Below are 12,794 nucleotides of genomic sequence, written 5' to 3' on the forward strand. Positions count from 1 at the left end.
CGCAATGCCTTTCGCGCAGCTCTTCGCCGTACAGGGTGCCCTTCTGCCGCGGCGCGCAAAGCCAACGGACGCCCACTCTTCTGTGACCCGAAGGAGTTCATCTCCTAGCACCAGTCGCAGGAATGCTGGTCGACGGCTGGTCCCCTTTTCTGTTACGAACTCGCAGAAACAGGCCGTTGTCTGCCGTTACGAGATATGACTCTTCTTCCAACCAGAACAGTACAGCCCGCTGTGCTGTCCACAACATTTCCGGTTCCACCATGATTGATTTTGAAAAAGAACTGAATCCAGCTCAGCTTGAAGCCGTCCAGACTCTGGATGGTCCCGTTTTGGTCATTGCAGGCGCAGGTTCAGGCAAGACCCGAACCGTTGTGTACCGCATGGCCAACATCGTTCAGCAGGGGCACTCCCCGAACAGCATTCTCCTCCTGACCTTTACCAAAAAGGCCGCACAGGAAATGCTGAATCGTGCGGCCATGCTTCTTGGTGAACAGGGGCTGTATGGCGTCACAGGTGGAACCTTTCACTCTTTTGCCTACGCATGGCTACGGCGCTATGCCGACCTGCTGGGGCCGGGAACCGGACTCACCGTTATGGACCAGTCCGATGCAGAAAGCATTGTCAAAGACATCCGTACCGACCTCAAAATTGCCAAGGGAGACCGAACATTTCCCCGTCGCAGCACCATGCTCTCGCTCATCAGCAAAAGCCGAAACAAAGAGCGGGCACTGGGCGACATCCTGCGGGAAGAAGCCTTCCACCTCACAAAATATGAAGAAGATTTTGAACGGATTGCCAAGCACTATGAAATGTTCAAACAAAAGCATGCCCTGCTCGACTACGACGACCTGCTCTTTGGCCTTGAACGACTGCTGACCCAGCACCCCGAAGTGCTGGAAACCATGCGGAGCCGCTACCGCTTCATCATGGTGGATGAGTATCAGGACACCAACCTCGTGCAGGGGCGCCTTGTCCGGCTCATCGCAGGCGACACCGGAAACATTATGGCGGTGGGTGACGATGCCCAGTCCATCTATGCGTTCCGCGGTGCCAACGTGCACAATATTCTGGACTTTCCGAATCAGTTCCCCGGCACAAAAATCATTCGCCTTGAGCAAAACTATCGCTCAGCACAGCCCGTCCTTGACCTTACCAATGCCATTTTGGAACAGGCTCAGCTCAAATTCAGGAAAAACCTGTTCTCTGAACGAAAGCATGGCCCAACGCCCCAGCTCATCCGCACCATGTCTGACCGTTCGCAGGCCAATGCCGTTGTCAAAAAAGTACTTGAGCTTGAGCACAAGTACCCGCTGCACGAAATCGCAGTTCTCTTCCGCGCGGGCTATCACTCCTACCCTATTGAGGTTGCGCTCAATAAACTGGGCATCAAGTTTCAGAAGTTTGGTGGACTGAAATTCACCGAAGCGGCACACATCAAGGATGCGCTGGCCTACCTGCGCCTGACTCAGAACCCGGCAGACATTCCCTCATGGCAGCGCCTGCTCGGCTATATAAAAGGTATTGGACCCAAAACGGTCATCAAGATTTACACCGCCATCATGACGGCCAATGAAAAATACCTCGTCAATGCCAAGCGCAAGACGCCAGAGCTGGCAGAGACACTGGATTTTCTGGAAAGCATGCGCTCTCTTGGAGGGACCCCGGCGGCCATGCTGGCCCGGGTTAACGAATTTTATGAGCCTATTCTCGAAAAGAAGTATCCAGACGACTTCCCCCGACGAAAAAACGGTCTGGACCAGCTCCAGCGCATCGCCAGCCAGTATGATGATCTGGAATCTTTTCTTGGTGACATCAGTCTTGACCAGCCAGAAGAAGACGACCGGCACAAAGACAACACCCTTGTTTTGTCCACGGTGCATTCCTCAAAGGGCCTTGAGTGGTCAGCGGTTCTCATTATCGACCTTGTTCAGGACCGTTTCCCGTCCAGACACGCCATCAACTCCGCCGAAGAGCTGGAAGAAGAGCGCCGGCTGCTCTACGTCGCCTGCACCAGAGCCAAGGACTATCTCGGACTTTTTGTCCCATCCTCGGTGTACAACCAGTACAGCCACGTCAGTGAGCCTGCTCTGGAAAGTCCATTCCTTGCAGAACTGCCGCTGAGCACCTTTGAAGCATGGAAAGAAAATTTCTCTGGAGCACTTGTTGCCTCCAAAGCCAAAGATCCCAAACCCAGAATCAAGGCTGCCAGCGCCTTTAAAAAGGCCACAGAACAGACCGCAGGGCCAGCTTCTTCAAAAAAACTGGGCCACTGCCGACACAAAATCTTTGGCCGCGGAAAAATCATCGCCAGTCTGACTGGCAACAAGTACCGAATCAATTTCCCCGGTTTTGGCTTAAAGGTTATCCTTGGAGATTATCTCAAATTTGAAGACTAGCCGACTCTGGCACGATGTGCAGCGGCTCGAATATGTGCAATGAATCGACTTTCGGCTCGAAGTGCACAAGCAATGAATCCTGCGCATCACGCAGTAGGCAAAATGAAAGCCCAGACTCTTTGTATTCTGGGCTTTCTGCGTGAAAAAAGCATAACGGTTTCGGACCGCAACAGAGCAAAGCCCCTGTTGCATAAGAAAGATTTCCATTCTCCTTTTCCGGAGAAATCATGTACCATCGTACTGAGGACTCAATCTTGCAAAGCTTTTTTTGGCCGAACCACGACTCACGAAAAACTGCGGAGACAACTCCCCGGAGGAAACCATGCGCCATATTCGGCTCTTTTGTATATGCCTTTTTACCCTCAGCACACTTATGCTGAGTTCCTGCGCCCAGGCCGAGGACTCTCTCCTCGTTGCCGGATGGGTAGAAAAAGTCACTGTGTTCACGGACTCCCCACAAGACGGGATTCAAATGAGCGCAAAGCTGGATACCGGAGCAAAAACATCTTCACTCCACGCCGTTGACATCAAAGTCGACAAGGCACACAAACGTGTCAAATTTGTGTACGTCAACGAGGATGGCAAACGCTATAACATAGAGGCCCCCTTCGCCCGTGAAGTCAAAATTAAAAAACGCCCCAAGGGCATACACATTCGTCCCGTTGTCTATCTCAACATCAAAATCGGTGAAAAAACAATAAAAGCCGAAGTGAATCTCACAGACCGTTCACACTTCAACTACCACCTGCTTATTGGACGCCGACTTTTACAACAAGGGATTCTGGTTGATTCATCCAGAACCTTTATTCTTCCTCATGAATAGTGTGAGACAAAAGGAATTTTACTGTGCGCAACTTACAGCATAAATTTTTAATTCTGCTTTTAGCCTGTGCCGGACTTTCTCTCTTCTTTTACAAAGTCTATTATCTCGACTTCCCCCTCCTGCCCAATCAGGACACAAACGTCTGGAATGTCGAAGCACACATTACGTTTGAGGGCACAGGTCTTCCCGCAAAACTCCGGCTCCAGACTCTGGACCGCGTTCCGGGCTATATCGTTACAGATGAACACTACATTGGCGGCAACTATGGCCTGCATACCGTCACCGAAGAAGGTAACGACTCGGCCATCTGGTCCCGCCGTGATTCCTCTGGCAAACAGGATATTTTCTATTCTGCCGTGGTTCGCCCCATTCAGGATGGCAAGTGGGAATACCCAACCGCTACGCCCCGACTCAAAGACCCGCAGTTCAAAAAAGCAGAGCAGGCTGCGGCTGACGCCCTGCTGAGCAAGGCTGGTCTGGAATCCGCAGACCTTGAGACATTTGTCCCCCTGCTCATGAAAGCCCTGCTGCACCCCGGCACAGACCCCAATGCGGCCTATCTGCTGCGCAACACCACGAGCCGTCTTGACGCCGTGAACATGGCCGTTCGCGTGCTCCAGCTCGCAGGCATCCCTGCCCAGTCCGTGCATGGCATCAACCTGAAAAACGAAAGTGGCGCAGAAATCCGCCACTGGCTCGAAATCCACGACGGTGACACCTGGCGCATGTTTGACGTCGCCAACGACAAATTCTCAACCCCCCGCCACTTCATCCCATGGTGGCGTGGAGACAGCCCACTCCTGACAACATCTGGAGTTCAGCAGGCCAACGTGCGTCTTTCCGTTGTCAAAGACGGCATCAGCGCTCTTGGTGACGTTGGCGAGCGCCTCAAGGCAACAGGCAACCCGCTTGTGGAATACTCTCTGCTTGGCCTGCCCGTTCAGGCTCAGGCCATGTATCACACGATGCTGCTCATCCCCATTGGCGCCCTTCTTGTTGTCTTTTTGCGAAATGTCATTGGCTTCACCACATTCGGTACATTTATGCCCGTGCTGATTGCCCTGTCATTCCGCGAGACCGAACTGGTCTGGGGACTCATTCTCTTCACCATCGTTATCATGCTTGGCCTCATTGTCAGGCTCTATCTGGAGCACCTCAAACTGCTCCTTGTTCCACGACTGGCCACGGTCCTGATTGTTGTTGTTCTGCTCATGTCAGCAGTCAGCATCATCAGTTTCAAAATGGGTATCCCCCGCGGCATCTCTGTTTCGCTCTTCCCAATGGTTATTATGAGTATGACCATCGAGCGAATATCCGTCATGTGGGATGAAATAGGCGCATTCCCCGCGCTCAAGATGGCATCAGGCTCAATGGGCATTGCCTGTCTGGCCTACATTGTCATGAGCAACGAACTGGTCGGCCACCTGGTCTTTGTCTTCCCAGAACTCTTTTTGGTTCTGCTCGCACTGACCCTTTTGCTTGGTCGTTACACAGGCTACCGCCTCATGGATCTGGTTCGCTTCCGCTCATTCCTGAAGGGAGCATAGCGTATGCTGCTTAACCCTTTTGCAAAGCTCAAACGCGCGGGCGTTGTTGGCATGAACAGCAGAAATGCAGAGTTTGTTCTGCCCAACAACGACCGTCGGAAATATCCCCTTGTTGACGACAAGCTCAAAACCAAAGAACTCGCCCAGGGCGTAGGTCTCAAAGTTCCTGAGCTGTACGGCGTCATCCGCGCCCCGCACGAAGTCAAAAAGCTCCCCAAGATTCTTGAGGGGCATGACTCTTTTGTCATCAAGCCTGCGTGCGGCAGTGGCGGTAACGGCATTTTGGTCGTGGCCCGAAAAATCGGGCCAAACTACCACAAGCCTGACGACTCAATTATACTGATGGATGAGATTTCATTTCACGTCTCAAACATCCTGAGCGGAATGCACTCCCTTGGTGGCAACCCCGACAAGGCCGTTATCGAATACTGCGTCCAGTTTGACCCAATATTCAAAGACATCGCCTATCAGGGTGTCCCAGACATTCGAATCATTGTGTACAAAGGTATTCCTGCTATGGCCATGCTCCGCCTCCCAACCCGGGAGTCTGACGGCAAGGCCAACCTGCATCAGGGAGCAATGGGCTGTGGTATTGACATCCCCACGGGTCTCACTACTAATGCTGTCTGGAAAAACAGCAGCATCACCCTGCACCCGGATACGCAAAAGCCCATCTCTGGGGTTCAAATTCCAGGCTGGCACGACCTTTTGCGACAGGCGTCACTCGGTTACAGCGTCACGGGTCTCGGATACCTTGGGGTCGACTTCGTCCTCGACAAATATCAGGGACCACTCATGCTGGAGCTGAACGCCCGACCCGGACTTGCCATTCAGGTTGCAAACCTCAGAGGCTTGCACCCCCGGCTTGAACGCATCGACGCTGTTCACGAAAGTTTGAAAACGGAGGAAGAACGTGTCGAATTCGCTATGGAAACTTTTCACTCGTAGCTGTGCCCTTTGCGGAATTCTCTCACTCTGTGCCTGCGCACAGGTGCAGCAGATTTTTCCGCTCAAGCAGCCCGTGGAGCAAAAACCAGCTCCTCCGGTCGTTGAGCAAAAGGCCCCCGAGCACGAAAACGACCTGACTCTCAAAGTTGATTTTCTGGACACCATCTCCAAAGTCGAGGTCCACAAAGTCAGCTTCATGAGCATGAAGCCCGGCACCCGAAAATCCGTGCAAAAAGGCAAAGACATCCTTCGCGTTGGCCGCTACCAGGAAGAAATGCTTCTCCTGCCAAAGATGCGCGCCTCTCGCGATTTTCACGTGAAGCTCAACCGCTCGGAAACACCAAAAGAACTCTATGGCTACTCCAACGTGACCTATGAGCTTTTGTCTGCCGAGCACGAGTTTCGTACCCTGCTCATGGGTGGATTTCTGGGCATGGTTGCTGCGGACGGGCGCCTGAGTTCGACGTTCTATTTCCCCACGGACAAGGACAACGAGTATCAGCCCGTTACCGGAACCATCACGCCCAAGAATGTTCACTTCAAGCGAGTTCGGCAGACCCGGGTCATTCCAAAGACAGAAAAGCAGTACGTTCTGCGCTACATCGGCAAAGACGGCATGAAGCTTGTCTTTGAGCGAAGAGACCTCTCTGGTGGCAGCCGACCTCACGTCATCAAACGGGAAAAAATCCGGGTTCCTCTCGGCGAAACAAAAGCAACTGTTTCAGGTCATGTCTTTAAAATCCACACAGCAACACCAACCTTGCTGGACATAACACTTCTCAAGTAATTCAAAGCCCTCCGCACGGAGGGCTTTTTTTTGCACTATTTTTTCTCTCACCCCAAAAGCTTCGCTTTACGCAAGACTCTTTTTTGGTATATAATCCCCAATAGATAGAAGTATTTCATACAAAAGGGGATTCTATGGACTTTGCCGCCCTCAACCCAATCACGCAGGCCTTTCTTGCCTGCCTCTTTACATGGGGAATGACAGCCCTCGGCGCCGCCCTTGTCTTCCTCACTAAAGACTTTTCCAAGAAAATGCTCGACGTTATGCTCGGCTTTGCCGCTGGCGTCATGATCGCGGCGAGTTACTGGTCACTCCTCGCTCCAGCTATCGACATGTCAGAGCATCTCGGCCACTGGTCCTTTGTCCCCGCCGCTATCGGCTTTATGCTCGGCGCCGTTTTTCTCCGCGTCATCGACATGTATCTCCCCCACCTTCACCTCAATGCCCCCATGAGTGAAGCCGAAGGCGTTCACACCAACTGGCAGCGCAGCACCCTCCTCGTTATCGCCATCACGCTTCACAATATCCCAGAAGGTCTTGCTGTTGGTGTTGCCTTTGGCGCCGCCGCCTCTGGCCTCGAATCCGCCTCCCTTGCCGGTGCTATCGCCCTTGCTATCGGCATCGGTATTCAAAATTTCCCCGAAGGTACCGCCGTCTCTGTCCCGCTTCGCCGCGATGGCATGAGTCGCGCAAAAGCCTTCTGGTATGGGCAGCTCTCAGGAATGGTCGAGCCGGTTTCCGCCGTTATAGGTGCCGCCGCCGTCTACTTTGCCCGGCCTATTCTCCCCTACGCCCTCGCCTTTGCCGCCGGGGCTATGATTTTCGTCAGCGTCGAAGAAGTCATCCCCGAATCTCAGTCCTCAGGGAATGGCGACCTCGCCACCATGGGACTCATGCTCGGCTTTACCGTCATGATGACCCTTGATGTGGCGCTCGGTTAACACAAAAAGCTCCAGGCAGAACGCCCCCTCTGTCTGACGCCTGCCGCTGCTCCTATGCCGCCGCTCACAAGCTAAAAAGCTCTCGCCCAGGCGGTTTCCAGCGGTTTTCCTCGCGGAGTCTTTCCGCCACCAGCCCGCAGTCCCCGTCGGCTGCGGGCTTTTGTGTTCTTAACACAAAAAAAAGAGGAAGCTCTTCGCTTCCCCCTCTTCTCTCCCTCTTCAGGAGTGATCTACTCGTGCTTTTTCTTCCCGTACTCAACGCACGCTTCAAGTATCTTATGACCTACTCGACGACCTAAATCCGCCTGACGGGATCGCAGCAGCGCTTTCGCCGCCTCTCGGTTCCCCTCATTTTTCAGCATCGTCGCCGACTCCAGGTCTCGAAGGTATTTCTCGCATTCACCAACAATCCCAGAAAGATCAAGGTACTCTAATGTCTCGGGTACTCGTACTGATCGTACTTTTCGTGCCATTTCAATCCTCCTGCACTGCCTTTACGAATGACTCTCCCTTTGTCAAGAAAAGGCTCGCTCCTGGCACACGTGGGTGGGGGTACGAGACTCCGTCTCGTGCTCTGCAAGGGGCGCTGCCCCTTGACCCCGCCCAAGGACGAGGCCCTTGGGAATCCCGCTTTCGCCCGAAATAAAAGGGGACCGAAATGTGATGAGAGCTACGCTCTCCTCTCCATTTCGGTCCCCTTTTTTTCGGCCTAGTGGCGTTTCCCGAATGCGTGTTCTTCTGCCTTTTCCAGACCGCACTTATTTTCTTTCTGAACGCAAGCGTTCAAAAAGAAAATGGTGGCAACTCGCAGAAGAGAAAGAAGCTCTCGACGCTAGCCCCAACAAGTTTGAATTTCATTCACGCGAAGCGTGGAGGGAATTCAAACTCGATGAGGATACGTAAGGGAATCATTCCCTTACGCGGGGGTTTGGGGGCTGGCCCCCACTTTCCCCTCCCCCCATCCAGCCCTTGCGGGCTGGGGCTGGCCCCCAACTTTTCCCCACCGGCCCATCTAGCCCTTCCGGGCTGTCCCCCCCAAAAAATACTTTTCTCCCTCTTGACTACATGCACATATCGCCATATAGCTATTTAGCAATATGGAGGACACAAGATGAAGACATTCCTGACAGTGATGAAGGCTCTTTCTGACTCGAACCGGGTAAAGATAGTGAAAATACTGCTGGAGCGCCATGAACTGTGCGTGTGCGAGCTTCGGGCAGCGCTGGGACTGGCTCAGCCGACGGTTTCGAAACACCTCAAGGTGCTGGAGCAGGCAGGACTGCTGATGAGCAGAAAAAAGGGTCCTTGGATGAATTACGATATTAACGCCGAGGCCACGGGATACGCGAAAGAGATGCTTGAACAGCTCTCGAACTGGCTCAATGACGATGAAGAGGTCATTGAGATACTGAAAAGCATCCAAACCGTGGATCGACACGAAATTTGCGGCAAATAAGAGAGTTGCTTGCAAGAGTGATGGAGGTTCGACATGAACATTGATCTCAAACCGATGAAGGAGCTTCAGCCGCTCCAGCCAGAGTCCGCGACTGCGGGGGGCGGGAGCTGCTGCAGCTCAGCTTCTTCAAAAGGCAAAACGGGGAAAGCACCCCATAGCCTCCTCCGCCCAATTTTTATGCCCTTGTGGCTGGTTATCTGGTACGCGGTATATAGCGCACTGCCAGACATCGCTGATTTCATAACATATACGACGCTGGGCCTGAGCGAAAGTTCAGCACTTGGCAGCTCACTGCACTTCTTTATTTACGACGCGCCAAAGGTCATTATGATGCTGGTGCTGATTGTTTTTGCAGTAGGCATTATGAATAGCTACTTCACGCCGGAGCGAACGCGAAAAATGCTCGCGGGCCGACATGAAATAGTGAGCTGTTTTCTGGCATCCGGGCTGGGAGCCATTACGCCATTCTGCTCCTGCTCTGCTGTTCCGCTGTTCATTGGTTTTGTTTCGGCAAATGTTCCGCTTGGTGTCACGCTATCGTTTTTGATCTGCGCGCCAATGGTGAATGAAGTTGCGCTGGTCATGCTCTACGGCCTGTTTGGATTTAAGGTTGCAGCGCTGTACCTCGTCACGGGCCTGACCATTGCAACGACTATCGGCTGGCTGCTTGGCAGAATGAACATGGAAAAATACGTTGAACCGTGGGTTCGTCTGGCTCAGAGCCAGGAACAGGCCGCCGTAAAATATAGCTGGCATGACAAGATGCAGCTTGGCTGGGATGCTGTCGTCGATATTGTGGGCAAAGTCTGGATCTACGCGGTGGTAGGTATTGCCATTGGTGCGGTTATCCATGGCTACGTACCGCAGGACCTGATTGCCTCCATCATGGGCAAGGATTCCTTCTGGTTTGTTCCGGCGGCAGTGCTGATGGGTGTTCCGCTGTATAGCGATGCCGCGAGCGTCATCCCGGTCATTTCTGCACTGTTTTCCAAGGGTGCAGCACTGGGTTCAGTGCTCGCCTTTATGATGAGCACAGTCGCACTTTCTCTGCCAGAAATTATGATTTTGCGTAGGGTACTGAAACCACAGCTTTTGGCGACTTTTGTTGGTATTGTGAGCTTGGGTATCCTTTTTGTCGGATATCTTTTTAACTGGCTTATTTAGCTTACGCACCGGAAAAGAATTCCGCATCAGACCGCCATTCTCGTTGAGGGTGGCGGTTTTTTCTTGTCTTGCATACACTGCCCAAGGGAGAAAATAGCGTCAGTGCTGTGCATGCTTTTGCGCATTTTGTGCAAGCTGCGGTGTCAAAAAAACAACATTCCGACCTATTATGATCGTGTCAATTTCCCTAAGTAGCCCTAAATATGATACGATGCCTCAAGCCAAAGGAAGAATCAAAAAATGGTTCGACTTTTGCATCAACTTTATAGAAATGATATTCCCGCCGGAAATCGGACGGGGCTTCCACGATAAAAATACAGGCTTTTTGGGTGCGCGAGCACGCAAAGCTTTTACGAAAAGAGTGTGTTCAAGCATGAGAGTGCTTGAACAAAAGGCAAGAGGCTGGAAATGAGCAAAATTCTCGACCAAGACGAAGTCGATGCACTGCTTCGGGGACTTTCCGGAGGAGAAATCGAAACCGAGCCAGACATCCAGGAGGATGACTCTGGTATCGTCTCGTTTGACCTTGCGAATCAGGACCGGATTATCCGTGGCCGGATGCCCGTTCTTGAGATCGTCAACGATCGCTTTGCACGACTGTGTACCAACGCGCTCGCGAATGCCATGCGCAAAAGGGTCGACCTGAACCCCATCTCCATTGATATGTCCAAGTTTGGGGACTTTATGCGGTCACTGCCCGTGCCCACGTCCATCAATATTTTCAAAATGGACCCCCTGCGCGGCAATGCCCTGCTTATCGTCGACTCCCGGCTGGTCTTCGCTCTTGTCGAAAACTTCTTCGGCGGCGCAGGAAGTCAGCCCAAAGTTGAAGGCCGTGACTTCACCCCCATTGAGCAGGCTATCGTCGACCGTGTGGTCAAAATCGCCCTCTCCAAGATGGAAGACGCATGGCGCCCCGTGCACGAGGTGCACATTGAACAGACTCGCTCGGAAATAAACCCGCAGTTTGCCGCCATCGTCCCACCCTCTGATGTCGTTATCGTCGTCACCTTTGAGGTCGAACTCGAAAACGCCATCGGCTCTATGGTCGTGTGTCTGCCCTATGCAACCCTCGAACCCATCCGCTCCAAGCTCCTCGCCTCCTTCCAGTCCGAACGACTCGAAGTCGACCATGCGTGGATTGCCCGATTCAAAGAGCGCCTGCTTGAGACCCCCGTCGAAATGGTCGTCGAGCTTGGGACTTCCGAGATTACCGGCCGTCAGCTTTTGAACCTCGAAGAAGGTGACGTCATTCTTCTCGACAAGGACGTTGACGAACTCCTCAAAGCAGAAGTTCAGGGCGTTAAGAAATTTTATGGTGTGCCTGGCACTGTAAAGGGCAGCAAAGCCTTTCAGGTTGTACACGAGGAAGAACCTCACTACGCCTAAGATCCCGCTGCTAGGTGATTCCAAAATCCCGCCGCTGTGGCGGGATTTTTTTTGTCCAAAGCCCAGCCCACTTGCGCTCTCCCGCACTTTTCAGCACAATAACAGCACATCACCCCCTGGAGGACTTTCATGCAGGAAAAACGCATGTCTTGCGAAATTCGCACAGATCAGGAATGCGAAATCTCTGGTATCCCGGCCGACATTTGGGCCGAAGCCGTTTTCGTCACCCCTGAAGAAGAAATTGCCATCGAAATCAATACCGATCAGGCCCCCCTTATCAGTATCGCCCTCGGCCCACACGTGAGCTGGAAAGGCACGGTCGCCGACCTCAAGCTCCTCTTGCAGGGCCGCGCGAGCTAAAAGCACAAAAAAAAGGATTCACCCCTCAACAAGGTGAATCCTTTTTTATTAACGGCTACTACTTAGCCAATCTCAACAAGCTCAATCTCAAAAGTGAGATCCTGGCCTGCCAGAGGATGATTTCCATCAAGAGTTACAGCCTCTTCAGAAATCTCGGTCACGGTCACGATGATCGGTGTGCCGTCTTCACGAGGTACCTGCAGAGACATGCCAACCTCAGGCTTGAGGTCTTCGGGGAAATGCTCACGAGGAACAACTGCAATGGCCTGCTCAACGCGCTCACCATATGCTTCCGCGCACGGAATATTTACCGTCTTCTTTTCACCAACTTCCATGCCCTCTACTGCAGCATCAAAGCCGGGAATCACTGCGCCAGCGCCCAGTGCGAACTCAAGAGGCTCGCGCTCACGAGAAGAATCAAACTCCGTCCCGTCGCTCAGGGTGCCTGTGTAGTGAATCTTGACAGTATCTCCGCTCTTGGCTGTCGCCATTGTGTTTCTCCTTAGTATTTACCGCTCCTAGCAGCGTTCGCGTCCCACTTGAACCTCATAGACCCAAGCAGCGGCGGCGACACGTGTCCCCGCTCCCATTTGTTACCGTATAGGCTATGACTCCTCTACGCAAGTTCACACCACTCTGCAAGCAAGCGAGGCAAGGAGAATAACGAGACTCCGTCTCGTGCTCTGCAAGGGGCACCGGGGTGGGTGGGGCTTGTTTTGTATTGGGGCGCTGCCCCAAACCCTGCAAGGGGCGCCGCCCCTTGACCCCGCCCAAGGACGAGGCCCTTGGGAATCCCACTTTCGCCCGAAATAAAAGGGGCCGGATGAGTGAAAGCCTTTGGCTTTCCCCTTCATCCGGCCCCTTTTTTTCGGCCTAATTAACTAAGCGTGTGTTCTTTTTCTTTGCGCCTCAACCCTTTCTTTTTGAACGCGAGCGTTCAAAAAGAAAATGGTGGCAACGCACGGGAAAGAGAAAGAGGCTCT

The 12,794-nt window shown here is 52.9% G+C and carries 12 protein-coding genes; 10 read left to right on the top strand and 2 right to left on the bottom strand.

Features of this window, described 5'->3' with window-relative positions; translation table 11 throughout:
- The first annotated feature begins 176 nt into the window (after positions 1-176).
- From B5D23_RS06585 to B5D23_RS06610, 6 genes are all read left to right on the top strand, one after another.
- Entirely contained in the window at positions 177-2,396 is a 2,220-nt protein-coding gene (locus tag B5D23_RS06585; protein WP_348980885.1) for an ATP-dependent helicase, read from the top strand.
- A gap of 322 nt (positions 2,397-2,718) precedes the next feature.
- Positions 2,719-3,219, top strand: coding sequence for an ATP-dependent zinc protease family protein (locus B5D23_RS06590; protein WP_078684616.1), 501 nt, complete (start codon positions 2,719-2,721; stop codon positions 3,217-3,219).
- Positions 3,220-3,242: 23 nt separating this feature from the next.
- On the top strand, positions 3,243-4,766 hold the full coding sequence (locus B5D23_RS06595) for a UUP1 family membrane protein (protein WP_078684617.1): 1,524 nt from the start codon (positions 3,243-3,245) through the stop codon (positions 4,764-4,766).
- 3 nt (positions 4,767-4,769) lie between these two features.
- Positions 4,770-5,714 carry an alpha-L-glutamate ligase-like protein gene (locus B5D23_RS06600; RefSeq protein ID WP_078684618.1) on the top strand — a complete coding sequence of 315 codons (945 nt, stop codon included), beginning with the start codon at positions 4,770-4,772 and terminating at the stop codon, positions 5,712-5,714.
- On the top strand, positions 5,680-6,501 hold the full coding sequence (locus tag B5D23_RS06605) for a hypothetical protein (protein ID WP_144012569.1): 822 nt from the start codon (positions 5,680-5,682) through the stop codon (positions 6,499-6,501). The genes B5D23_RS06600 and B5D23_RS06605 overlap by 35 nt, the downstream gene beginning before the upstream one ends.
- Before the next feature lie 134 nt (positions 6,502-6,635).
- Positions 6,636-7,442 (top strand): ZIP family metal transporter, encoded by an 807-nt coding sequence (locus tag B5D23_RS06610; protein ID WP_078684620.1) that lies wholly within the window; start codon positions 6,636-6,638, stop codon positions 7,440-7,442.
- Positions 7,443-7,672: 230 nt separating this feature from the next.
- Here the strand turns inward: B5D23_RS06610 and B5D23_RS06615 are convergent, their stop codons facing one another.
- The gene (locus B5D23_RS06615) at positions 7,673-7,915 is read right to left on the bottom strand and encodes a hypothetical protein (protein WP_078684621.1); all 243 of its coding nucleotides are present in this window, start codon (positions 7,913-7,915) and stop codon (positions 7,673-7,675) included.
- Positions 7,916-8,553: 638 nt separating this feature from the next.
- Here B5D23_RS06615 and B5D23_RS06620 point away from each other — a divergent pair.
- The 4 genes from B5D23_RS06620 to B5D23_RS06635 all read left to right on the top strand — a co-directional run bounded on the left by B5D23_RS06620 (position 8,554) and on the right by B5D23_RS06635 (position 11,811).
- Complete coding sequence (locus B5D23_RS06620; RefSeq protein WP_078684622.1) at positions 8,554-8,898, top strand: ArsR/SmtB family transcription factor; 345 nt, start codon at positions 8,554-8,556, stop codon at positions 8,896-8,898.
- 33 nt (positions 8,899-8,931) lie between these two features.
- Entirely contained in the window at positions 8,932-10,062 is a 1,131-nt protein-coding gene (locus B5D23_RS06625; protein WP_144012570.1) for a permease, read from the top strand.
- Positions 10,063-10,470: 408 nt separating this feature from the next.
- Complete coding sequence (gene fliM, locus B5D23_RS06630; protein ID WP_078684623.1) at positions 10,471-11,451, top strand: flagellar motor switch protein FliM; 981 nt, start codon at positions 10,471-10,473, stop codon at positions 11,449-11,451.
- Between the two features lie 129 nt (positions 11,452-11,580).
- Positions 11,581-11,811 carry a hypothetical protein gene (locus B5D23_RS06635; RefSeq protein WP_078684624.1) on the top strand — a complete coding sequence of 77 codons (231 nt, stop codon included), beginning with the start codon at positions 11,581-11,583 and terminating at the stop codon, positions 11,809-11,811.
- Between the two features lie 62 nt (positions 11,812-11,873).
- On the opposite strand, the gene B5D23_RS06640 is transcribed toward B5D23_RS06635, so the two are convergent.
- Positions 11,874-12,302, bottom strand: coding sequence for an FKBP-type peptidyl-prolyl cis-trans isomerase (locus tag B5D23_RS06640; RefSeq protein WP_078684625.1), 429 nt, complete (start codon positions 12,300-12,302; stop codon positions 11,874-11,876).
- Positions 12,303-12,794: the final 492 nt, after the last annotated feature.

Origin of the sequence: Desulfobaculum bizertense DSM 18034 (assembly GCF_900167065.1) — a bacterium.
Lineage (GTDB): Bacteria > Desulfobacterota > Desulfovibrionia > Desulfovibrionales > Desulfovibrionaceae > Desulfobaculum > Desulfobaculum bizertense.